Annotated in this window: 24 protein-coding genes; 10 read left to right on the forward strand and 14 right to left on the reverse strand. The window is 72.8% G+C overall.

Annotated features, from left to right (window positions below; all coding sequences use genetic code 11):
- Positions 1–23 precede the first annotated feature (23 nt).
- On the forward strand, positions 24–611 hold the full coding sequence (locus tag ACZ7GZ_RS06030) for a TetR/AcrR family transcriptional regulator (RefSeq protein WP_471021349.1): 588 nt from the start codon (positions 24–26) through the stop codon (positions 609–611).
- Here ACZ7GZ_RS06030 and ACZ7GZ_RS06035 read toward each other — a convergent pair.
- Positions 586–786 carry a ferredoxin gene (locus ACZ7GZ_RS06035; RefSeq protein WP_471021351.1) on the reverse strand — a complete coding sequence of 67 codons (201 nt, stop codon included), beginning with the start codon at positions 784–786 and terminating at the stop codon, positions 586–588. The genes ACZ7GZ_RS06030 and ACZ7GZ_RS06035 overlap by 26 nt on opposite strands.
- Before the next feature lie 12 nt (positions 787–798).
- Positions 799–2,028 (reverse strand): cytochrome P450, encoded by a 1,230-nt coding sequence (locus ACZ7GZ_RS06040; RefSeq protein WP_471021352.1) that lies wholly within the window; start codon positions 2,026–2,028, stop codon positions 799–801.
- A 370-nt stretch (positions 2,029–2,398) separates the two neighbouring features.
- Between ACZ7GZ_RS06040 and ACZ7GZ_RS06045 the strand changes: the two genes are divergently transcribed.
- Complete coding sequence (locus ACZ7GZ_RS06045; RefSeq protein ID WP_471021353.1) at positions 2,399–2,848, forward strand: nitroreductase family deazaflavin-dependent oxidoreductase; 450 nt, start codon at positions 2,399–2,401, stop codon at positions 2,846–2,848.
- A gap of 104 nt (positions 2,849–2,952) precedes the next feature.
- On the opposite strand, the gene ACZ7GZ_RS06050 is transcribed toward ACZ7GZ_RS06045, so the two are convergent.
- On the reverse strand, positions 2,953–3,918 hold the full coding sequence (locus ACZ7GZ_RS06050) for a cation diffusion facilitator family transporter (RefSeq protein ID WP_471021737.1): 966 nt from the start codon (positions 3,916–3,918) through the stop codon (positions 2,953–2,955).
- Positions 3,919–4,120: 202 nt separating this feature from the next.
- Here ACZ7GZ_RS06050 and ACZ7GZ_RS06055 point away from each other — a divergent pair, with 202 nt between their 5' ends.
- A complete protein-coding gene (locus ACZ7GZ_RS06055) occupies positions 4,121–5,137 on the forward strand; it encodes a glutathione S-transferase family protein (RefSeq protein ID WP_471021354.1) in 1,017 nt (338 codons plus the stop codon).
- A gap of 28 nt (positions 5,138–5,165) precedes the next feature.
- Positions 5,166–5,465: a DUF4235 domain-containing protein gene (locus ACZ7GZ_RS06060; protein ID WP_471021356.1), complete on the forward strand. Its 300-nt coding sequence runs from the start codon at positions 5,166–5,168 to the stop codon at positions 5,463–5,465.
- Between the two features lie 103 nt (positions 5,466–5,568).
- Here ACZ7GZ_RS06060 and ACZ7GZ_RS06065 read toward each other — a convergent pair whose 3' ends face one another.
- Genes ACZ7GZ_RS06065 through ACZ7GZ_RS06075 form a run of 3 tightly spaced genes read right to left on the reverse strand, consistent with a single transcriptional unit; the run spans position 5,569 to position 7,240 of the window.
- Complete coding sequence (locus ACZ7GZ_RS06065) at positions 5,569–5,961, reverse strand: VOC family protein (protein WP_471021357.1); 393 nt, start codon at positions 5,959–5,961, stop codon at positions 5,569–5,571.
- A gap of 50 nt (positions 5,962–6,011) precedes the next feature.
- Positions 6,012–6,476 carry a pyridoxamine 5'-phosphate oxidase family protein gene (locus ACZ7GZ_RS06070; RefSeq protein WP_471021358.1) on the reverse strand — a complete coding sequence of 155 codons (465 nt, stop codon included), beginning with the start codon at positions 6,474–6,476 and terminating at the stop codon, positions 6,012–6,014.
- 14 nt (positions 6,477–6,490) lie between these two features.
- Positions 6,491–7,240 carry a TetR/AcrR family transcriptional regulator gene (locus ACZ7GZ_RS06075; protein WP_471021360.1) on the reverse strand — a complete coding sequence of 250 codons (750 nt, stop codon included), beginning with the start codon at positions 7,238–7,240 and terminating at the stop codon, positions 6,491–6,493.
- A 123-nt stretch (positions 7,241–7,363) separates the two neighbouring features.
- On the opposite strand from ACZ7GZ_RS06075, the gene ACZ7GZ_RS06080 reads away from it, so the two are divergent.
- Both ACZ7GZ_RS06080 and ACZ7GZ_RS06085 read left to right on the forward strand, forming a co-directional pair.
- Positions 7,364–8,869 (forward strand): APC family permease, encoded by a 1,506-nt coding sequence (locus ACZ7GZ_RS06080; protein ID WP_471021361.1) that lies wholly within the window; start codon positions 7,364–7,366, stop codon positions 8,867–8,869.
- An 18-nt stretch (positions 8,870–8,887) separates the two neighbouring features.
- Entirely contained in the window at positions 8,888–10,522 is a 1,635-nt protein-coding gene (locus ACZ7GZ_RS06085; RefSeq protein ID WP_471021362.1) for an amidohydrolase, read from the forward strand.
- A gap of 33 nt (positions 10,523–10,555) precedes the next feature.
- Here ACZ7GZ_RS06085 and ACZ7GZ_RS06090 read toward each other — a convergent pair whose 3' ends face one another.
- On the reverse strand, positions 10,556–11,524 hold the full coding sequence (locus ACZ7GZ_RS06090) for a GlxA family transcriptional regulator (protein ID WP_471021363.1): 969 nt from the start codon (positions 11,522–11,524) through the stop codon (positions 10,556–10,558).
- Between the two features lie 71 nt (positions 11,525–11,595).
- Between ACZ7GZ_RS06090 and ACZ7GZ_RS06095 the strand changes: the two genes are divergently transcribed.
- Both ACZ7GZ_RS06095 and ACZ7GZ_RS06100 read left to right on the forward strand, forming a co-directional pair.
- Complete coding sequence (locus ACZ7GZ_RS06095) at positions 11,596–12,546, forward strand: NADP-dependent oxidoreductase (RefSeq protein ID WP_471021364.1); 951 nt, start codon at positions 11,596–11,598, stop codon at positions 12,544–12,546.
- Positions 12,547–12,700: 154 nt separating this feature from the next.
- On the forward strand, positions 12,701–13,081 hold the full coding sequence (locus ACZ7GZ_RS06100) for an anti-sigma factor antagonist (protein WP_471021365.1): 381 nt from the start codon (positions 12,701–12,703) through the stop codon (positions 13,079–13,081).
- 3 nt (positions 13,082–13,084) lie between these two features.
- On the opposite strand, the gene ACZ7GZ_RS06105 is transcribed toward ACZ7GZ_RS06100, so the two are convergent.
- Complete coding sequence (locus tag ACZ7GZ_RS06105; RefSeq protein WP_471021367.1) at positions 13,085–14,032, reverse strand: ribose-phosphate diphosphokinase; 948 nt, start codon at positions 14,030–14,032, stop codon at positions 13,085–13,087.
- 156 nt (positions 14,033–14,188) lie between these two features.
- On the opposite strand from ACZ7GZ_RS06105, the gene ACZ7GZ_RS06110 reads away from it, so the two are divergent.
- Positions 14,189–14,848, forward strand: coding sequence for a DUF4230 domain-containing protein (locus tag ACZ7GZ_RS06110; RefSeq protein WP_471021368.1), 660 nt, complete (start codon positions 14,189–14,191; stop codon positions 14,846–14,848).
- On the opposite strand, the gene ACZ7GZ_RS06115 is transcribed toward ACZ7GZ_RS06110, so the two are convergent.
- From ACZ7GZ_RS06115 to ACZ7GZ_RS06140, 6 genes are all read right to left on the reverse strand, one after another.
- Complete coding sequence (locus ACZ7GZ_RS06115) at positions 14,849–16,621, reverse strand: complex I subunit 5 family protein (protein ID WP_471021370.1); 1,773 nt, start codon at positions 16,619–16,621, stop codon at positions 14,849–14,851.
- On the reverse strand, positions 16,621–16,968 hold the full coding sequence (locus ACZ7GZ_RS06120; RefSeq protein WP_471021740.1) for a sodium:proton antiporter: 348 nt from the start codon (positions 16,966–16,968) through the stop codon (positions 16,621–16,623). Before ACZ7GZ_RS06120 ends, ACZ7GZ_RS06115 begins: the two co-directional genes overlap by 1 nt.
- 8 nt (positions 16,969–16,976) lie before the next feature.
- Entirely contained in the window at positions 16,977–17,714 is a 738-nt protein-coding gene (locus tag ACZ7GZ_RS06125; protein ID WP_471021371.1) for an MnhB domain-containing protein, read from the reverse strand.
- The gene (locus ACZ7GZ_RS06130; protein ID WP_471021372.1) at positions 17,711–17,971 is read right to left on the reverse strand and encodes a Na(+)/H(+) antiporter subunit B; all 261 of its coding nucleotides are present in this window, start codon (positions 17,969–17,971) and stop codon (positions 17,711–17,713) included. Before ACZ7GZ_RS06130 ends, ACZ7GZ_RS06125 begins: the two co-directional genes overlap by 4 nt.
- Before the next feature lie 219 nt (positions 17,972–18,190).
- The gene (locus tag ACZ7GZ_RS06135; protein ID WP_471021374.1) at positions 18,191–18,643 is read right to left on the reverse strand and encodes an MrpF/PhaF family protein; all 453 of its coding nucleotides are present in this window, start codon (positions 18,641–18,643) and stop codon (positions 18,191–18,193) included.
- Positions 18,640–18,834 (reverse strand): hypothetical protein, encoded by a 195-nt coding sequence (locus ACZ7GZ_RS06140; protein WP_471021375.1) that lies wholly within the window; start codon positions 18,832–18,834, stop codon positions 18,640–18,642. Before ACZ7GZ_RS06140 ends, ACZ7GZ_RS06135 begins: the two co-directional genes overlap by 4 nt.
- A 241-nt stretch (positions 18,835–19,075) precedes the next feature.
- Here ACZ7GZ_RS06140 and ACZ7GZ_RS06145 point away from each other — a divergent pair, with 241 nt between their 5' ends.
- On the forward strand, positions 19,076–19,714 hold the full coding sequence (locus ACZ7GZ_RS06145) for a VanZ family protein (protein ID WP_471021376.1): 639 nt from the start codon (positions 19,076–19,078) through the stop codon (positions 19,712–19,714).
- Positions 19,715–19,743: the final 29 nt, after the last annotated feature.

A 19,743-nucleotide genomic window follows, 5' to 3' on the forward strand; every position in this document is an offset into this window, starting at 1 on the left:
ATCGAGGAGTGATGGTGTCGCCGATGGACAGCGCGGTCGCCCGGGACCGGGCGCTCGACGCCGCCGAGGCACTGTTCTACGCCCGCGGTGTCCAGTCCGTGGGCATGGACGAACTGCGCGGCGCGTCGGGAGTTTCACTCAAACGCCTCTACCAGCTCTTCCCCGCCAAGGAACAGCTCGTCGCGGCCTGTCTGGCGCGGCGGGACGAGCGCTGGCGCGGACGGCTCGCCGCGCACGTGGCGGGGCAGCGGGACCCGCGGGAGCGGATCCTGGCCGTGTTCGACTGGCTGGAAGGATGGTTCGGCGAGGACGGATTCCGGGGATGCGCCTGGATCAACGCCCACGGCGAACTGGGCGCCACGTCGGCCCTGGTGGCCGAGCAGGTGCGCGCCCACAAGGAGGCGTTCCGGGGCCACCTCGCCTCACTCGTGGACGACGCCGGGCTGCCCGCCGCGCTGACCGGACAGCTGTTCCTGCTGGCCGAGGGAGCCATGGTGACGGCGGGCATCACCGGGAGCACCCAGCCGGCGGCCGAGGCCCGCGAGGCGGCGCGGGCACTGATGGCGGCCCCCGGCCGGGACGGACTCAGCCGGCCGTCTCCGACACCGTGATGGCACTCACCGGGCAGGAGCGGACCGCCTCCCGCACCATCGGGTCGCCCGCGCCGTCCTCACGTCCGGGCACCAGGGTGCTGTATCCGTCGTCGTCCTGGGTGAAGACGCCCGGCGCGGCCAGCGCGCACTGGCCGGCCCCGATACAGACGTCCGTGTCGATGTCGATGCGCATAAGAAGAGCCTCTTACCAGGTCACGGGGAGTTCCAGCATCCCCTGGATCGTGTCGCCGGGCTTGAAGCGGACGTCCTCGGCCGGGATGGCCAGCCGCAGCCCCGGCAGCCGGGTCAGCAGCGTACCCAAGGCGATCTCCAGCTCCGCGCGGGCGAGGTTCTGACCCAGGCACTGGTGGATCCCGAAGCCGAAGGCCATGTGGTGGCGGGCGGGGCGGTGGAAGTCCAGGCTGTCGGGGTCCTCGTACTGGGCCGGGTCACGGTTGATCACCGAGGTCGAGAAGAGCACACCCTCGCCGGCCCTGATGGTGGTGCCGGCGATCTCGATGTCCTCCCGTGCCACCCGCAGCATGCCGTCCGCGATCGAGAGCATCCGCATCAGCTCCTCGACGGCGGCGGGCAGCAGCGCCGGGTCGGCGCGCAGCTCGGCCAGCCGGGCGGGGTGCTGGAGCAGGGTGTAGGTGCCGAGGGAGATCATGTTGGCGGTCGTCTCGTGGCCCGCGACCAGCAGGATGACGGCCAGCAGGACGATTTCCCCGCGGCCGAGCGTGCCCTCGCGCAGCCGGTGGTGGACGAGGTCGTCGAGGATGCCGTCGCCGGGTTCGGTCTGCTTCGCCTTGTCGTCGACCAGTTCTCCGAGGTAGCTCTCCAGGCGGTCGCGGGCGTCCCGGGTGTCGGCCGCCGTGGGCCCGCGCAGCAGCCGGCGGGACTGTTCCTCGAAGTACTCGTGGTCGGCGTACGGCACTCCGAGCAGGCGGCAGATCACCATCGAGGGCACGGGCAGCGCGAAGGCGGAGACCAGCTCGGCGGGCGGCCCCTGGGCGATCATCGCGTCCAGCAGCCCGTCCACGGTCCGCTGGATCCACGGCCGCAGCTCGGTCGCGCGCCTGAGGGTGAACGACGGAATCATCACCCGCCGCTGTCGCTGGTGTTCGGGATCGTCCACCCCGAGCAGGGCCACCCGGCGGTCGCGGACACCCGCGAAACGCTCGGTGGGCACGGGGAAGTCGGGACGGCGGCGGTCGCTGGACAGACGGGGGTCGGCGAGCAGGGCGCGGGCGGTGGCGTGCGCGGTGACCGCCCACACCTCGCGGCCGTCGAAGAGGGTGACACGGGACAGGGCGCGCCCGTCGCGCAGCGGCGCGTATCCGGTGGGCGGGTGGTAGGGACAGGTGCGGTCCTGCGGGAAGGCGACGGGGTCGGCCGGGGTCGCCGGGCCGGTGATGTCCGTCAGTTCCGTCATGGAAAGACCTCGCAGACGAAGAAGTGCGTGGTGCCGATCACCATTAGATGCCTCAGGCACCTATGGGTCGACGGCAAGTTCGGCCACTTCGGTGATGTCCGTGATCTGGCCGAAGACGAGTGGCCGCGGCGGCGGGATCCGGTCGGAGTGCGGTACGCGTCCACCCGGTCGGGGAGACCGGTCAGGGCAGCCGGCGGTGCTCGTCCGGCGGGGGCGAAGGCACGCGCGACGGCGAGACCGTCCCCGTACACGTGACGCCAGGTCGTCACCCCGTCGGCCCAACCGGCCCGCGGTGCGGATGATTCGCGGGGCCGCCGGTGTTGAATTCCGGTGGCAGACAGCCGTTGGACCGACGAAGGGGACGGATCCCATGCCTCTTGAGGGCGAGTACGAGCCCAGCCCGACGCAGTGGGTGCGCGAGCAGGTCGAGCTGTACGAGAGCTCCGGCGGGACGAAGGGTACGACGCTCCTGGACACCGGGCTGCCGGTGGTCGTGCTGACCTCGCGGGGCGCGCGGAGCGGAAAGATCCGCAAGACGCCGCTGATGCGGGTGGAGCACGAGGGCACGTACGCGGTGGTCGCCTCGCAGGGCGGCGCGCCCAAGCATCCGGTGTGGTACTTCAACATCATCTCCGATCCGCATGTCGAGCTCCAGGACGGGCCGGTCAAGCGGGACATGAGGGCCCGTGAGATCACGGGTGAGGAGAAGGCACAGTGGTGGGAGCGGGCCGTCGCCGCGTACCCGCCGTACGCCGACTACCAGGAGAAGACCTCGCGGGAGATCCCGGTCTTCGTGCTGGAGCCCGTCGAGGAGAGCTGACCGAGGAGGCGCTGACGAAGCGGATTTCGCGCCGCGCACCGGCCGGTTTCAGAAATATCCGCGCCGGTCAGGTGTGAACGCCCCGCAGCGCGGGCACCCGTGCCTCAGGCCCCGCCGCGTTCCCCCGTCGCGGCGGGGCTTTCCGCTGCCTCGCCCGCCGGCCGGTCGGTCACGTCCAGGAAGATCTGGTCGGCCTCGGGGAAGGTCCTCGCCAGGGACCGCTTGATGCGTACGGCGACCTCCTCGACCCGCTCGCTGTCCAGGCCCGGCACCAGGTCGATGCGGGCGGCCACCAGGGTGGAGTCGAGGCCCATCTTCATCGTGAACAGCGCCTCCACGCTGTCGATCTCCGGCTGCGCCCGCAGCAGCGAGCGGATACGGCCGCTCAACTCAGGGTCGGCGGCCTCGCCGATGAGCTGGTCACGGGCGTCGCGGCCCAGCCGGTAGGCGACGTACACCAGCAGCACGCCGATCGCCAGCGAGGCCGACGCCTCCCAGGCGACCTGCCCGGTCACCATGTGCAGGGCCATCCCGGCGAGGGCGAGCGTCACGCCGAGCACCGCCGTGCCGTCCTCGGCGACCACCGTGCGCAGCGCCGGGTCGCTCAGCGAGCCGAGGCCGCCGCCCTGCCGGCGCACCTGGTACAGGGCCCGCAGCAGCGAGACGCCCTCGGCGACGAGGGCCACGCCCAGCACGATCAGGCCCGCCACATAGCCGCCGAACGTCTCCCTGGTGCCCTGGCTCAGCGCCTCGGCGCCCTGGAAGAAGGAGAAACAGCCGCCCATGACGAAGATGCCGACGGCGGCGAGGAGGGACCAGAAGAAGCGTTCCTTGCCGTAGCCGAAGGGGTGCCGCCTGTCCGCGGGGCGCCGGCTGCGGCGCAGCGCGGCCAGCAGGAACACCTCGTTGAGGCTGTCGGCGACGGAGTGCGCGGCCTCCGACAGCAGCGCGGGCGAGCCCGCGAGGACACCCCCGACGGCCTTGGCGACGGCGATCACCAGATTGGCGGCAAGCGCCACGAGGACGGTGACCTTCGTACGCCGGTCGGGCGCGGGGCCGGCACCGGGCACCCCGCGGCTCTGCTCGCCGTGGCGCGTGCTGGCAGGGGTGGTGGACGTGGCGCCGGCCTCGGCCGTCCGTGCGGCCTGCTTCCGTTTTGGGGATGTCCCGCTCACCTGACGACGACTGCCCCCGAGCGGGCGGATCACACCGTGCGGGCGGCGGAAAACGGGGAAGTCGAACCCGAGGAGCACCGGGCGGCGAGGAGGAGACATGGGCGGCGACGGCAACCGTGGCTACGGCCACAAGACGTTCAGCCGGTCCAGGAGCCATTTCACGGACCGGATCACCGCCGACGGACGGGACGGCTGGCCGGTGGAGGCGGGCCGGTACCGGCTGGTGGTCTCCCGCGCCTGTCCGTGGGCGAGCCGCGCGGTGATCGCCCGGCGGCTGCTGGGCCTGGAGGACGCACTGCCGATGGCCGTCGCGGATCCGATCCAGGACGACCGCAGCTGGCGGTTCACCCTGGACCCCGACGGCCGGGACCCGGTCCTCGGCATCCGGTTCCTGAGCGAGGCCTACGACCGCCGTGAAACCGGTTACCCGGGCGGGGTCAGCGTGCCGGCGGTCGTGGACGTGCCCAGCGGACGGCTGGTCACCAACGACTACCAGCGGCTCACCCTGGACCTGGCCACCGAGTGGACGGCCCTGCACCGCCCCGGCGCACCCGACCTGTACCCCGAGGCCCGGCGCGAGGAGATCGACCGGGTGATGGCCGGGGTGTACGAGGACGTGAACAACGGTGTGTACCGGGCCGGGTTCGCCACGCACCAGAAGGAGTACGAGGAGGCGTGCACGGGCGTCTTCCGGCGGCTGGAACTGCTCGCCGACAGGCTGGCCGGACAGCGGTATCTGGTCGGCGACACCCTCACGGAAGCGGACATCCGGCTGTTCACCACGCTGGTCCGGTTCGACGCCGTCTACCACGGCCACTTCAAGTGCAACCGCTGGAAGCTGGCGGAGAACCCGGTGCTGTGGGCGTACGCCCGGGACCTGTTCCAGACACCCGGGTTCGGTGACACCGTCGACTTCGACCACATCAAGCGGCACTACTACCAGGTGCACAGCGGGATCAACCCCACCGGGATCGTTCCCGTCGGCCCCGATCTCGCCGGCTGGCTTGTTCCGCACGGCCGCGAGGAACTGGGCGGCCGGCCGTTCGGCGCCGGCACGGCGCCGGGGCCGGTGCGCCCCGGCGAACGGGTGGCCCCCGAGGGGCGACCCGCTTGAGGACCGTCCGACAAGGAAGGAGTCACACATGGCCAAGAAGAAGAACAAGCTCCCTTTCGTCTACCAGCCGATCGGATTCATGCTGAGCTGGGCGAGTGGCGCGCTGGCCGGAATCGCCTTCCGGCAGGCGTGGAAGGCGATCCGGCACGAGGACGACGCACCGGACGCCCTCGACCAGGACCGCGGCTGGGGCGAGATCCTGCTGGCCGCGGCGGTCCAGGGCGCGATCTTCGCCGTGGTCCGCAGCGCGGTGGACCGTACCGGCGCGAAGGCCATTGCGCGGTCGACCGGGCAGTGGCCGGTGGCCGGCGAAGGGGGCCGGGACTGAGGTGCTGTCCGGCACCGCGCCGTACGGGGTGCGGGGCATGCCGGCCGCGGATCGGCCGTGGTGGTTCGCGCAGTACCCCGCGCCCCTTTCGGGGCGCTCGTGCTCAGCCCTGTTTCGGAGCCGCTGCGGGTGCCAGGCGCAGGGTGAAGGAATGGCCGGCCGGGTCGGCGTAGCCGCGTTCCTCGTACGGGCCCGCCGCGTCCTTCGTGTCCAGTGGGCGACCGCCGAGGCCCACCACCCGGCGCTCGGCCTCGTCCAAGTCCTCGACCAGGAAGTCGAGATGGACCTGGAGGGAGTTCTCCGGGCGCGGCCAGCTGGGCGGGGTGGCGTTCACATCGCGGCGGAAGGCCAGCCGGATGCCGTCGGCCCCCCGGATCTGCACCAGGTTGGCCGAGGCGTCCGTCTGCTCGCCCGCCAGCAACTCCTTGTAGAAGTCGGCGAGTTTCTCGGGCTCGGCGCAGTCCAGCACCACGACGCCCGCTTTCACCACTGCCATGATTCCTCCCGGGGATGTCCTCTTCCTGCGGATATCCCCGCTCGCCGCATTCAGTCGGCGACCAGCCACCGCCCGTCCCGCATCAACTCCCGGCCGCGCAGCTCGTTCTCCTCCCGCCAGGCCTGGACGCGCTGCGGAAGGATCCTGAAGTACAGGTAGCGGGTGGACAGTTGGCGGGGATCGAAGCCGGTCTTGCCGGCGAACACCTCGGCGTCCTCCTCGGGCAGCTCCTCCGGGGTCACCGCCTGGGCCGTGCCCTCGATCATGACGACATCCCGTGTCGGGCCGAGGCCGAGACGGGCCCGGCCGCCGGCCACGAGGTTGCGTCCGGTGGGGCTGTCGGCCGGGGTGGCGATGAGCAGGGTGGCGCCGTCCCACACGAAGGACAGCGGCACGAGATAGGGAGCTCCGCCGTCGGAGCCGGCGGTGGCGACCCAGACGTCGACGTCGTGCTCCAGCCGGTGCAGGGTGTCCTTCTTGCGCTCCGCGCGGGTGCGGGCGGGCGGTGGGGTCATGTCGTACTGCCTCCTCACGATACGGATCCCGTCCAGTGTGGCTGTCCCTCCCCCGTCCCCGCACGATTGTGATCAAGGCGTGTCCGAGCGGCCGTCAGCAGCAGTTCGAGGGCTGCCGGGTAGGAGCTGGAGCGCATGCTGGCGACGAGATGGGGGGCGGTGGCCGCGATGTGCGGGTGGGTGCCGGCGGGCAGCCGGCCGTAGGTGCTCCGCCACACCTCCGCCTCCGCCTCGCGCGCGGCCGGCGGCAGGGCGGTGCCCGCGGAGTCCAGGGCGCCGAAGGCGAGGGCCTGGTCGACGAACGCGTGGTAGATCCGCACCGCCTCCGGGCCCGGGAACCCGGCCCCGCGCAGCACGCCGAGGATGCTCTCCACGGCCTGGATCTCATGGGTGCGCCCGGTGACGCGGTGGGCGCTGAGCATCGCCGCCCGGGGATGGGCGAGGGCGCCCGCGTGCATGCGCAGGCCCAGGTCGCGCAGGTCGGCGAGCCAGTCTCCGGTGGGCCGCCAGGTGCGCAGGGTGCGGCCGATCAGTTCGTCGGCGATGGCCAGCATCAGGTCGTCGGTGTGCCGGAAGTACCGGTACAGGGAGCTTGGGTCGGCGCCGAGGGCCCGGCCGAGGCGGCGCACCGAGAGGGCGTCGGCGCCGTGCTCCTCGATGAGCCGCAGGGCGGTGGCGACGATCAGCTCCTCGGACAGTACGACGCCCTGTTTGGTGGGGCGGCGGCGCTGCCGGGCGGCGGACGGGACGACACGGTCGGTCATGGGGCCTCCCTGGGGACTGCCCGGCACCTTACGACAACACCGTTGACCTGAGGAGGGCCCCGGCAGTTTCATGTCCGGTCACCGGGGCCGTCCGGGGCCCCGCGCGCGAGCGGAGAGCCGGCCATGAGCGAGAGACCCTTCGGAGTGGATCATCCCGCGCGGCCGGAGCTGCGCAGGTCCCTGAGCGTGGTGGACGGCGTCGCCGTCGCCGCCTCCAGTACGGCCGCCACGACCAGCATCGGCATCGGGCTGGGGGTGACCGCCGGCGTGGTCGGCCCGCATCTGCCGGCCCTCATGCTGCTGGCGTTCCTGCCGGTCCTCGGTATCGCCGGGGCGTACTCGCGGCTGAACCGGGTGGAACCGAACGCGGGCAACGGCTATGTGTGGGTGGGCCGTTCCCTCAGCCCCTGGCTGGGTTTCCTGGTCGGCTGGGTGAACGTCGTGGCGAGTGTGGCGTTCCTCGCCTACACCACGGCGGTCACGGGGTCGGCGCTGCTGCAGCTGGCCGGGGAGGCGGGTCTGCACCGCATCGGCCCGCTCGGTCTCGACGCGGACTCGACCGCGCAGACGACGGCGGTGGGCATCGTCGTCCTGGTCGCGGTCACCCTGACCGCCGTGACCGGTGTCCGCACGGCGGCCCGGCTGCAGACCGGGCTGCTGGTCTTCGAGTACGCCGTCCTCCTCGGGTTCTGCGGCTACGGCATCGCCACCGGACCGCACTCCTTCCGCCTCTCCTGGTTCGATCCGTTCGCGATCCCCTCGGCGACCGCGCTGGCGCAGGGCCTGCTGCTGTCGGTGTTCTGCTACTGGGGGTTCGAGGCGGCGTTCACCGTCAACGAGGAGGTGCGTGACCCGCGGGACGCCTCCCGGGCCGGGACCATCACCCTGGTGACCATGCTCGGACTGTTCCTGCTCGGCTCGGTCGCCTTCCAACGGGTGCTGTCTTCGCAGGAGCTGGCCGGTCACGGCGCGCAGGGGCTCGCGTACTACGGGGACCGGCTGGCCGACCGGCCACTGGCCGCGCTGCCGCTCGTCGCGCTGATGTTCTCGGCGGTGGCCTCGCTCCAGGCCGGGGTCATCCCGACGGCACGCGGCATGTTCGCGATGAGCCGGGACCGTACCCTCGGTCCGGTGTGGTCCAAGATCAGTGCCCGGTACGGGACTCCGGCGACCGGGACGCTGCTGATCGGGGCGCTGTCCGTCGCGGTGGCGGCGGGTGCGCTGGTGATCCCGCGCCTCGCCGACATGATCGACGCCGTCGTGAACGCCGTCGGGGTCGTCGTCGCCCTGTCCTACGCGCTGACCGCGCTGGCCGCCGCCGCGCGCTTCCGCGCCCTGCTGCGGACGGACCGGCGGCAGGGCGTCCGGGCGGTGCTGCTGCCCACCCTCAGCGCGCTGGCCCTGCTCAGCCTCGGCGGCTACCTCGGCTGGTCCTTCTACACCTCCGCCGACCACTTCGAAGTGCGCGCCGGCAACGGATGGTTCCTCCTGCTCATGCCGGTCGCGATGATCGCCTCCGGGTTCGTGGCGGCGGCGTACGCCAAGTGGGTGCGCAGGTCGCCGTACTTCCGTACCGGTGCGGGCACCGACGCCGACTCGCCCGAGCTGCTCACCGCGTCCTCCCACTGACCGACCAGGAAAGGCATCATGCACGCTGATCTGCTGTTCACCGGCGGCCCCGTCCTCACCCCCGAGGCGCACGAGGGCCGTACCGCGACCGCCGTCGCCGTCACCGCGGGCCGCATCACCGCCGTCGGCGGGGACGAGCTGCGGGACCTCGCCAGGCCGGGCACGAAGGTGGTCGATCTCGCCGGGCGGCTGCTGCTGCCGGGCTTCCAGGACGCGCACGTCCATCCGGTGCCGGCGGGGCTGGAGCTGGCCCAGTGCGACCTGAGCCGTACGACGACCGCCGCGGACACCGTGGCCGCCGTACGCGCGTACGCCGAAGCGCATCCCGAACGGGAGTGGATCCTCGGCGGCGGCTGGTCGATGGAGGCGTTCGCGGGCGGTACGCCGACGAAGGAGCTGCTGGACGCGGTCGTACCGGACCGGCCGGTGTATCTGCCCAACCGGGACCACCACGGCGCCTGGGTCAACAGCCGCGCCCTGGAGCTGGCCGGCATCGACCGCGACACGCCCGACCCGGCCGACGGGCGGATCGAGCGGGACGCCTCCGGGGAGCCGGGCGGCACGCTGCAGGAGGGCGCCATGCAGCTGGTCGGCCGGCTCACCCCGCCCGCCACACCGGCCGACCGGCTGGCCGCCCTGCTGCACGCCCAGCGGCATCTGCACGCACTCGGCATCACCGCCTGGCAGGACGCGCTGGTCGGTGACTTCCTCGGCATGGACGACCCGGCCGAGGCCTACCGCGCGGCGGCCCGGGACGGCTCGCTCACCGCGCGGGTGGTGGGCGCGCTGTGGTGGGACCGGGAGCGTGGGGCCGAGCAGATTCCCGAACTCGTGGAGAAGCGCGCCTGGTTGAGTCACGGCCGGTTCCGGGCCGGTACCGTCAAGCTGATGCTGGACGGGGTCGCCGAGAACGGCACGGCCGCGCTGCTGGACCCCTATCTCGACCGGTGCGGCTGCGCGACGGCCAACCGCGGCAAGAGCTTTCTCGACCCCGCTCAACTGCCCAAGTATGTCACGGAGTTGGATGCCCTCGGCTTCCAGTGCCACTTCCACGCGCTGGGCGACCGGGCCGTACGCGACGCGCTGGACGCGGTCGAGGCGGCCCGTACCGCGAACGGGCCGAGCGACACCCGGCCGCACCTCGCGCACCTGCAGGTCGTGCACCCGGACGACGTGCCGCGCTTCGCCCGGCTCGGCGCCACCGCGAACATCCAGCCGCTGTGGGCCGCGCACGAGCCGCAGATGGACGAGCTGACGATCCCCTTCCTCGGTCCCGAACGGGCCGCCCGGCAGTACCCGTTCGGTGCGCTGCTGCGCTCGGGGGCCCGGCTGGCGGCGGGCAGCGACTGGCCGGTGAGCAGCCCCGATCCGCTCCAGGGCATCCACGTCGCGGTCAACCGGGTCGAGCCGGGCGGTAGCGGACCGGTGTTCCTGCCCGGGGAACGGCTCGGCCTCGCGGACGCGCTGACGGCGTACACGGCCGGATCGGCGTACGTGAACCATCTGGACGACACCGGCCGGGTGGCCGTCGGGGCGCTCGCCGATCTGGTGGTGCTGGACCGCGACCCGTTCGCCGGACCGCCGGAGGCGATCGCGGGGACGGCCGTGGCGCTCACCTACGTGGGCGGGGAGCGGGTGTACGGGGCCGAGTGAGCCCGAGGGCGGGCCCGGCCCCGCCGTAACGGCTCAGCGGGCCTGCTGGAAGGTGCGGCGGTAGGCCTGCGGGGACACGCCGATCGCCGCGTGCAGGTGCTGCCGGAGCGAGGCGCCGGTGGCGAAGCCGACCTCGGCGGCGATCCGGTCCACCGGCAGGTCGCTGGCCTCCAGCAGGTGCCGGGCGCGGGCGACGCGCTGCTGGATCAGCCAGCGGCCGGGGCTGAGGCCGACCTCGTCGTTGAACCGGCGGGCGAAGGTGCGCAGGCTCATCCGGGCGTGTCCGGCCAGGTCGGACAGGGTGAGCGGCTCGTCCAGGCGCTCCAGGGCCCAGGCCCGGGTCGCGGCCGTGCCCACGGCGCCGCTGACCGGGACCGGCTGCTCGATGTACTGGGCCTGGCCGCCGTCCCGGAACGGCGGGACGACACAGCGGCGGGCGACGGAGTTGGCGAGCTCGCTGCCGTGGTCGGCGCGGACGATGTGCAGGCAGATGTCGACACCGGAAGCGGCTCCGGCCGAGGTGAGGATGCGGCCGTCGTCGACGAAGAGGACGTCCGGGTCCAGGTCCACCGTGGGGAACCGGCGGCGGAACAGGTCCGCGACCTGCCAGTGCGTGGTCGCGCGGCGGCCGTCGAGCAGGCCGGCCTCGGCCAGCACGAAGGCGGCCGTGCAGATCGACACGATCCGCGCGTCCGGGCGGATACGGGCCAGGGCCGCGGCGACCTCGTCCGGCAGCCGCGTGGGGATGTACGCGGGCGGCATGGAGGTGACCACCACCGTGTCCGCCGTCCCGAGGATCTCCGGGCCGTGCGCGACACCGATCGTGAAGTCCGCGTTGGTGCGCACAGGGCCGCCGTCGACCGAGCAGGTGAGCACCTCGTAGTGGCCGTCGGCGGCGCCGAGGATGCGGCTGGGGATGCCCAGCTCGAAGGGGTAGACGCCGTCCAGGGCCAGGACGACCACCCGCTCCGGCCGCCGGGCGCGCAGCTCCATGTCTTCCATGGCACGATCCTATCGAAGGTTGGCAATCATGCCATTTCCGGAGCGGGCGGCGCCCGGCAGGCTGGGTGACCATGAGCGATGTGAACACGATGCGAGCCATCAGCCAGGACGTCCTCGGCGGTCCCGAGGTCCTGAAGGAAGTACGAGTCGAGCGGCCGGAGCCGGGCCCGAACCAGGTGCTGGTCCGCGTACGGGCCGCCGGGGTCAACCCCACCGACTGGAAGCACCGGGCCACCGGCGGGTTCCTGGGCGAGCCGCCGTTCGTCCTCGGCTGGGACGTCTCCGGCGAGGTCGTCGAGACCGGTATCGGCGCGGCCGCCTTCCAGCCCGGTGACGAGGTCTTCGGCATGCTGCCCTACCCCTACGGCCACGGCTCGCACGCCGAGTACGTGATCGCCCCGGTCCGCGCCCTGACGCGCAAGCCGGCCGCGATCGACCACACCCAGGCGGGCGCGCTGCCGCTGGTGTCCCTGACCGCATGGCAGGCGCTGGCCGAGCACGCGGACCTGCGGCCCGGGCAGCGGGTGCTGATCCACGCGGCGGCCGGCGGCGTCGGGCACGTGGCCGTGCAGATCGCCAAGGCGCTCGGCGCGTACGTGATCGGCACGGCCAGCGCGGGCAAGCACGACTTCCTGCGGGAGATCGGCGTGGACGAGCCGGTCGACTACCGGTCCACCGACGTCACGGAGGCCGTGCGGGACGTGGACGTGGTGCTGGACACCCTGGGCGGGGACACCTCCGTCGACTCGCTGAAGGTGCTGCGGCCGGGCGGTGTCGTGGTGTCGATCCTGCCGGTGGGCTCCCAGGAGTTCTACGACGAGGCCGAGCGGCTCGGGGTACGGGCCGTGCGCATGCTGGTGGACGCCGACCGGGCCGGGATGCAGAAGGTCGCGGAGCTGGCGGAGTCGGGGAAGCTGAAGGCGGCGATCGCCGGGACGTTCCCGCTGTCCGACGCGGCGAAGGCGCACGAAGTGGGCGACACCGGACGGACCACGGGGAAGCTGGTCCTTCTGGTCGACTGACGGGTCGGCCGCTGGCCGTCGTACGGCGGTTACCGGGCGACAAGCGCCAAAGTCGAAGACATATGTCAATCGAACATGCTCAAATTCCTTCCATCGAGGGTAGCTTGACGATCGGGAGACCGACGTCCGGGCACGGGTGGGAGGTGATGCCGGCGTGCGAGACGATCCTGCACCGTTCACCCGTCACCTCCGCGTGTACGAACACCGGGCGCACACGGTCCTGGAGCTGCGGGGCGAGATCGACGTGGTCTCGGCCACGGAGATCGGCCCCCTCCTGGACCGGGTCACCGCCCGGCCCGGTGCCCGGGTCGTCATCGACCTGCGGCCGGTGGAGTTCTTCGACTGCTCGGGGCTGCGACTGCTGTACCGGGCCCGCGCCCGGGTCCTGGCCGGCGGCGGGCAGCTGCACCTGGTGTGCGCGCACCCGCTGACCCTGCGCGTCTTCCGGGTCACCGGTCTGTCCCGGCTGCTGCCCCCGCACCCCACGCTGGACGCGGCCCTGGCCCGGTCCGGGGCCGCGTCCGGCTCGCTGTGAGCCCTACGACGGCTCGAACAGGGCGCTGACGGATTCACCGTTGTGAATGCGCCGTACCGCCTCGGCGAGGGCCGGGGCGATGGAGAGCACGCGCAGCTTGTCCGTACGCTCTCCGTCCACGGGGACCGGCACGGTGTTGGTGCAGACGATCTCCAGTACGTCCGGCTGCTCGCTCAGCCGCTTCAGCGCCCCGGCCGCGAACAACCCGTGCGTGCAGGCCACCCGGACCGACCTCACACCCGACTCGCGTAGTCTGGCGAGGAGTTCCAGCACAGTGCTGCCCTTGGCGATCTCGTCGTCCAGCACGATGACGTCCCGGCCGGCGACATCGCCGATGACGGAGCTGATGCTCACCCGGTCGTCCGCGAACCGCTGTTTGGCGCCGGCCGCCACCTGGGCCCCGACGAGCCGGGCGAAGGCGGCGGCCTCCTTGGCGTTGCCGAGGTCCGGCGAGACCACTGTGGTGCGCGTGAGGTCGTACCGGCTGAAATGCGCGGCGAGTTCGCGCAGCGCGTTCAGGTGGTCGACCGGCACCGAGAAGAAGCCGTGCACCTGCGGGGAGTGCAGGGTCATGGCGAGCACCCGGCCCGCACCCGCCGCCACCAGCAGATCGGCGACCAGCCGGCCGCCGATGGAGATGCGCGGGGCGTCCTTCTTGTCGGAGCGGGCGTAGGAGTAGTGCGGCATGACGACGGTGATCCGGGCCGCGGAGGCACCCCGGGCGGCGTCGCACATCAGCAGCAGCTCCACCAGGTGCTCCTGCACGGGGCGGACCAGCGGCTGAATCAGAAACACGTCTCGTTCGCGGCAGTTGGCCTGAAGCTGCACCCCCAGACAGTCGTTGGCGAACCGGCTCACCCGGGTCGGACTGAGCGGCACCCCGAGGTGGGCGCAGACCTCTCGGGCCAGGTCGGGGTGGGCGCTGCCGCTGAAGACGGCGATGTCTCGCACGATCCGCTCCTCGCAGAATCGTCACGGGCTGGGCCGTCATGCTACTGGCGGCACCCGGTGCCCCGGCGCGTACGTCAGGGGTGCGATTGCGTCATCGCATCCGTCTGGCCGAACCGTTGACGGGGCATCCGGACAGCAGGAAGGAGGACCGTCGCGATGACGACTTCCGTCAGGCGCCTGCCCGGCTGGGCCAAGGCCGTCGCCGCGCTCGTCCTGGTGCTCGCCGTGCTGTTCGCCGGGATCCGGCTGGCCGTACTGCCCGGCATCAAGGACCTGTTCGGCACCGGGACGCACGACCGTTCCGGTCCCGCACTCCTCGAGTCCATCCAGGACATGAGCCGTTACGACGCCGCCTCGGGCAACTTCCAGGTGGTCGTCGACCTGGAGAAGGACGCGAAGTTCCTGCCCGACGCGATCCGCGGCACCCGCACCCTGTACGTCGGTGCGGGCACCGTGGACGCGTACGTCGACCTCGGCCGGGTCGGCGCGGAGGACGTGTCGGTCAACGGCGACCGTACGTCGGCCACGCTCCGGCTGCCGCACGCGCGGCTCGGCAGGCCGGCCCTCGACCCCGACCGCTCCTATGCCGTGTCCGAGCGGCGCGGGCTGCTCGACCGGCTCGGCGATCTGTTCTCGGACCATCCCGACAGCGAGCAGGCCGTGCAGAAACTCGCCGTCCGGCACATCGGCGACGCGGCGAGGAGCAGCGGGCTGACCGCCCGCGCGGAGACGAACACCACCGGCATGCTCCAGGGACTGCTGCGCTCCCTCGGCTTCACCGAGGTGCACGTCTCCTACGGCACCTCGGCGCGCTGATCAGCCGCCCAGCACCCCCGGCAGGGCCAGGGCCCCCAGCACCGTGGCGCCCAGCAGCAGCCAGGCCACGTAGTCGCCGACGTGGCCGGACTGCAGGCGCCTGAGGGGCCGGGCCCAGTCGGGGGCGGCGGTCCACCGCGGGCGGGTCACGGCGAGTCCGGCGAGGGCCACGGCCAGCGCGGTGGAGGCGAGGCCCAGCAGGACGCCGGGGAGCGTCCAGTGGACGGAGGCGTGGGCGCCGCCCGAGCCGGCCTCGTTGACGGACCGGGCGACCAGGTCACCGAAGCCGGGGCCCAGGCCGACGGCGAGGGCGGCGGCGAGGAGCACGGCGGGGACGGTCGTCATGGTGTCCGGGATGCGGCTGAGCAGGCCGCTGGTCTCGGGTTCCTCCCCGGATCCGCTGGTCTCCAGGTCGGAGTCGGCGTCCTCGGGGCGCGGCCCGAGGCCGAGGAACACGCGGGCCGTGACCCGCAGCACGGCGCCGCCGGTGATCGCGGAGGCGGCCACGTACACCACGGTGAGCGGGCCGCCGACCGCCTCCTCGGTGATCGCCTTGCCGAGCCCGATGCCGAACGGGGGCAGGCCGGCGAGGCCGAGGGCGCCCACGGCGAACAGCACGGCGGTCGTGCGCAGTTCGCGGGCCCGGCCGTGCAGGGCGTGCTCGTCGACGCTGCCGTACCGGTCGAGCAGCACCCCGGCGCAGGCGAACAGCGCGGCCTTCACCCCGGCGTGCCCGAGCATGTACAGGGCGACCCCGTCGTCCCCCTCCGGGGTGAGGACGCCGAGGCCGACGAGGAACAGTCCGGTGTGGGCGACGGTGGAGTAGGCCAGGAGCCGTTTGATGTGCCGCTGGTACCAGCACATGACGGCACCGGTCGCGGCCGTCAGGGTGCCCAGGGTCACCAGGGCGCGGGTCAGGTCGGCGGCGGGGATGCCGCCGGGTCCGGCGAAGACGGTGCCGTACACGCGCCAGACGCCGTAGGCGCCGAGTTCGACCATCACGCCGGACAGCAGCATGCAGACAGGGGTGGGGGCGACGGCGTGCGCGTCCGGGAGCCAGAAGTGGAAGGGCACCGCTGCCGCTTTCACCAGGAGTCCGGTGAGGACCAGCACGAAGGAGGCCAGGACCAGTGCGTCCGGACCGCCGTGCCCGGCCGCCGTGTCGAGGCCGCGGCCGATCTTCGTCATGGCCAGTTCGCCGGTGCGCGCGTACAGCAGGGCGATGCCCATCAGCATGCCGTACGCGCCGAGGGAGTTGACGACACCGAAGGTCAGCGCGCCCTGTACGGCCTTCGCGTCGTCGATGCGGTAGCCGGTGAGCGCGTACGCGGTGACGCTCATCAGCTCGAAGAACACGAACGCGTTGAACAGGTCGCCGGCGATGGCGAATCCGCACATGGCGCCCTGGAAGACGAGCATCAGCGCGGTGAAGGCCCCGCGGTGGCCGCGCGGGGGTTCGTCGAAGTAGCGCCAGGAGTAGGCGAGGGCCGCCAGCGTCAGCAGGGAGACCAGCGCGGCCATGCCGAGCGCGGGGCCGTCGCCGACCACGACGATGCCGACGCTCTCGCCGCCGACGGGCAGCCAGCCGCCGACCCACTCGACCATCGGCGGGGAGGAGTTCAGCAGCAGGAGCAGTGCGAGGGCGGCCGTGCCGCCGGAGACCACGAAGCCGGTGACCTCGGCGGCACTCCTCGGCAGATGGCGGCCGGTGGCCACCAGCAGGGCGGCGCCGAGCAGGGGGATCGCGACGAGCAGCGGGAGCAGGTGGTGCATCAGCCGCGCAACTCCCGCAGTTCGTCGGGATCGACCGTGCCGTGCCGTTTGGCGATCTGCAGGACGAGCGCGAGCAGCAGCGCGGTGACGGTGGCGCCGACGACGATGTCGGTCAGGGTGAGCGCCTGCACCACAGGGTCGACCACGGGCCGGGAGCCGGGCCTGAGGTCGGAGAAGACCGGTGCGGTGGCGCCGTCACGGTAGCCGACGGCCAGCAGCAGCACGTAGGTGGAGGACTGGCAGACCGCGAGACAGCCGACGGCGTGGATGAGGTTCCGGCTGGTGGCGAGGCCGTAGCAGCCGGTCAGAAAGACGTAGGCGGCGACCAGGTAGGGAAGGACGTGCATCACGTTACTCAACTCCCGTCTTCCTCCTCGATCTCGACGGCCTGGTCGAGGAAGTTGGCGAGCAGGACGACGACCGCGCTCGCCACCTCCATGCCGATGGCCGCGTTCAGCAGGGGGACGGTGCCGCCGGAGGACAGGGTGTTGAAGGTGCCGTACGGCAGCAGGGTGTTGGCGAGGAACGCGGTGCCGGCCAGGACTCCGGCGACGCCCAGGACCAGGTACGAGGAGACGGCGAGGGCGTCGGAGGTCTCGAAGACGGCGAGCGGGCGGACCCGTTCCAGCGCGCGGTAGTCGGCGCCGAGGTAGAGCAGGTGCAGGGCGGTCGCGGCGACGACCCCGCCCTGGAAGCCGCCGCCGGGGCTGAGCTGGCCGTGGGCGATGACGTAGAGGCCGGTGACCAGGGCGACGGGCAGCACGAGCAGGGCGTAGCGGCGGACCGGCCGGGCCACCTCGGCGGGTCGGGGCCGGGCCCGGTGCTCGTCGCGGGCCTGGCGCAGCAGCACCACGCAGCCGAGGACGGCGGCGAACAGGATGCTCATCTCGCCGAGGGTGTCGTAGGCACGCTGGTCGAAGTTGACCGAGGCGATGGTGTTGGCGGTGTGCCGGGTGAGGGAGGCGTGCACGGCGCGGGTGCCGTAGGGGTGGCTTGGGCCGCCGAAGCCGGGCAGGTCGAGGCAGGCGGCGACGAGCAGCGCGGCGAGGCCGGCGCCGCCGACGGCCAGCAGGACGAGTCGCAGCCGGTTCACCGCGCGCCCTCCTTTTCACGGCCACGGCGTCTGACCTTGCGCACGCACAGCATGATCAGCAGCGGGGTGAGCGCGGAGCCGACGGCCAGTTGGGACAGGCCTACGTCCGGGGCCTGGAGCACGGTGAACAGCACGGCCAGGACGGATCCGAGCACGGACAGCACCAGCGCCTGGCGGGCGGGGTCGCGCTGGGCCACGGCCGCGGTGGCGGACGCGGCCACCAGCAGCAGGACGACGACGCTCACGGCATCGTCCATACGGCACCTCCGTCCCGACGCGCCGACGGCCCGTCAGCCACCGCACACCCCTTCGAGCGGGCCGCACACGGATCCACCGCCGCGCCCCCTTCCGACCGGCCCGCACACGCATCGCCCCCCTGCGACCGGCCCGGGCGCACTCCAGTCGCCCCGTCTGCCCGCGTCCGGCCCGTGCGCGCCTCGTCCACCGCGCACCCCCGAACCCCGCGCGAGCGCAGGTCAGCCACCGCGCACCCCCCGGAATCCGCCCGACAGGGCGCGGGAGGCGATCACGTTGCCGGAGATCAGCAGGGCGCCGATGACCAGGAGCTTCACCATCGCCCGGCCCGGGCCGGTGGCGGCGCACACGGCGATCACGACCGCCGCACCCGCTCCGGCGGCGGTCCAGGTCAGCCCCCAGGCACTCGGCCGCCCGCCTTCCAGGTCGTCGGAGAGGAGCCGGGCGAAGACGAGCGTGCCGACCGGGCCGAGCAGGGCCAGCAACAGGGCGAGGTCGACGTAGGACGGGCGGCCGTAGCCCTGGGAGAGCAGCAGCAGGGCCGGGCACAGGGCCGAGGTGGTCATGTTCTGGGCGACGACCCGGCGGGCCGGCGGGCCGGTGGTGACGCCCCACAGGGCGGCCACCCCCGCCCCGCCCAGTTCGACGGTCGCCGCGAGGATCCAGCCGTTCACCGCCAGGTCACCGCCCGCCGGCCGGCCCGGGCCAGCAGCGCCCCGACGGCCGCGGCGCTCCCGCCGACGATCCGTTCCAGGGTGTCGACCGTCGTGATGAACACCAGCCACAGCAGCGCCAGTGCCCCCCACCAGGCCAGGAGTTCACCGAGGGCGAGGAGGGCCGTGCGCGGGGACGCACGCCGGGTCATCGACGACCTCCTCGGTCCGTTCTGTCCTTATGTGCAGCGATATACCCGAGTCGCCGCTCGGGGCATCCAAGCACCGCCGGGCCCGCGGCGAGGCGGCGGCACGCGGGTCCGCAGCCGGAGTGCCCCGGGAGCGTGAACGGAAACGCCGCCGTGCGCCCGGAGCCGTCCGGGCGGTGGCATCCCGCGCCCGTTGCCGGGTAACCGCCTCACGGAAAGGGGAAGTTGGAGACCGGAGGACCACATGGCCCGCACCGTCCCGCACCTGCCCGCCGCACTGCGCCTGCCGGGGAAGCGGCGGCAGGCCGAGCAGCCCCGCCCGCGGCAACCGAAGGACCGTACGGGCCGCTTCGCCTCCCGCCTGCCCGCCACGCTGCGGCCACCCGGGGCCGGCAGGGGCCGCCCGCCGGCCGAACGGCATGCGCTCGCCCTGCCCCTGCGGCTGCTGGCGATGCTGGTCGCCTTCGCGTGCATGGTGGCGTTCGCCGCCGCACTGGCCCGGATCACCCTGGAGCCGTCGCCCGCCTCGGCGCATCTGACGCACAGCAACCTGCATCCGGGCCGGTCCCTGCGGGCTTACGTGGAGCAGGCGCGGACGGCGGACGCGGTGCGGCAGATCGGCGGGAACGTGCTCCTCGGCGTCCCCTTCGGGGTGCTGGTGCCGGTCCTCGCACCGCGGGCCCGTGGGGTGCTTCGGGTGCTGGCGCTCACGGCGCTCGTGATGCTGATGGTGGAACTGGCGCAGGGCGCGCTGATCACCGGGCGGGCCTTCGACATCGACGACGTGCTGCTCAACACCGCCGGGGCGCTCCTCGGCTGGCTGCTGCTGGGACGGCGGCTCGGGCGGGCGGTGCACCGGCGCGTGCGCCGGCCAGTGGACTGACCGGGCGTCAGCAACAGGTCCGTACCAGA

The organism is Streptomyces sp. NPDC037288, from assembly GCF_055603265.1.

Excerpts from the sequence above, each read along its gene's own strand:
- ACZ7GZ_RS06085 (WP_471021362.1), top strand. The coding sequence starts at position 8,888 with ATGCACGCTGATCTGCTGTTCACCGGCGGCCCCGTCCTCACCCCCGAG.
- ACZ7GZ_RS06140 (WP_471021375.1), bottom strand. The coding sequence starts at position 18,834 with ATGACCCGGCGTGCGTCCCCGCGCACGGCCCTCCTCGCCCTCGGTGAA.
- ACZ7GZ_RS06120 (WP_471021740.1), bottom strand. The coding sequence starts at position 16,968 with ATGCACGTCCTTCCCTACCTGGTCGCCGCCTACGTCTTTCTGACCGGC.
- ACZ7GZ_RS06055 (WP_471021354.1), top strand. The coding sequence starts at position 4,121 with ATGGGCGGCGACGGCAACCGTGGCTACGGCCACAAGACGTTCAGCCGG.
- ACZ7GZ_RS06115 (WP_471021370.1), bottom strand. The coding sequence starts at position 16,621 with ATGCACCACCTGCTCCCGCTGCTCGTCGCGATCCCCCTGCTCGGCGCC.
- ACZ7GZ_RS06090 (WP_471021363.1), bottom strand. The coding sequence starts at position 11,524 with ATGGAAGACATGGAGCTGCGCGCCCGGCGGCCGGAGCGGGTGGTCGTC.
- ACZ7GZ_RS06065 (WP_471021357.1), bottom strand. The coding sequence starts at position 5,961 with ATGGCAGTGGTGAAAGCGGGCGTCGTGGTGCTGGACTGCGCCGAGCCC.
- ACZ7GZ_RS06130 (WP_471021372.1), bottom strand. The coding sequence starts at position 17,971 with ATGGACGATGCCGTGAGCGTCGTCGTCCTGCTGCTGGTGGCCGCGTCC.
- ACZ7GZ_RS06075 (WP_471021360.1), bottom strand. The coding sequence starts at position 7,240 with ATGACCGACCGTGTCGTCCCGTCCGCCGCCCGGCAGCGCCGCCGCCCC.
- ACZ7GZ_RS06035 (WP_471021351.1), bottom strand. The coding sequence starts at position 786 with ATGCGCATCGACATCGACACGGACGTCTGTATCGGGGCCGGCCAGTGC.
- ACZ7GZ_RS06145 (WP_471021376.1), top strand. The coding sequence starts at position 19,076 with ATGGCCCGCACCGTCCCGCACCTGCCCGCCGCACTGCGCCTGCCGGGG.
- ACZ7GZ_RS06080 (WP_471021361.1), top strand. The coding sequence starts at position 7,364 with ATGAGCGAGAGACCCTTCGGAGTGGATCATCCCGCGCGGCCGGAGCTG.
- ACZ7GZ_RS06045 (WP_471021353.1), top strand. The coding sequence starts at position 2,399 with ATGCCTCTTGAGGGCGAGTACGAGCCCAGCCCGACGCAGTGGGTGCGC.
- ACZ7GZ_RS06110 (WP_471021368.1), top strand. The coding sequence starts at position 14,189 with ATGACGACTTCCGTCAGGCGCCTGCCCGGCTGGGCCAAGGCCGTCGCC.
- ACZ7GZ_RS06060 (WP_471021356.1), top strand. The coding sequence starts at position 5,166 with ATGGCCAAGAAGAAGAACAAGCTCCCTTTCGTCTACCAGCCGATCGGA.
- ACZ7GZ_RS06095 (WP_471021364.1), top strand. The coding sequence starts at position 11,596 with ATGAGCGATGTGAACACGATGCGAGCCATCAGCCAGGACGTCCTCGGC.
- ACZ7GZ_RS06030 (WP_471021349.1), top strand. The coding sequence starts at position 24 with ATGGACAGCGCGGTCGCCCGGGACCGGGCGCTCGACGCCGCCGAGGCA.
- ACZ7GZ_RS06040 (WP_471021352.1), bottom strand. The coding sequence starts at position 2,028 with ATGACGGAACTGACGGACATCACCGGCCCGGCGACCCCGGCCGACCCC.
- ACZ7GZ_RS06070 (WP_471021358.1), bottom strand. The coding sequence starts at position 6,476 with ATGACCCCACCGCCCGCCCGCACCCGCGCGGAGCGCAAGAAGGACACC.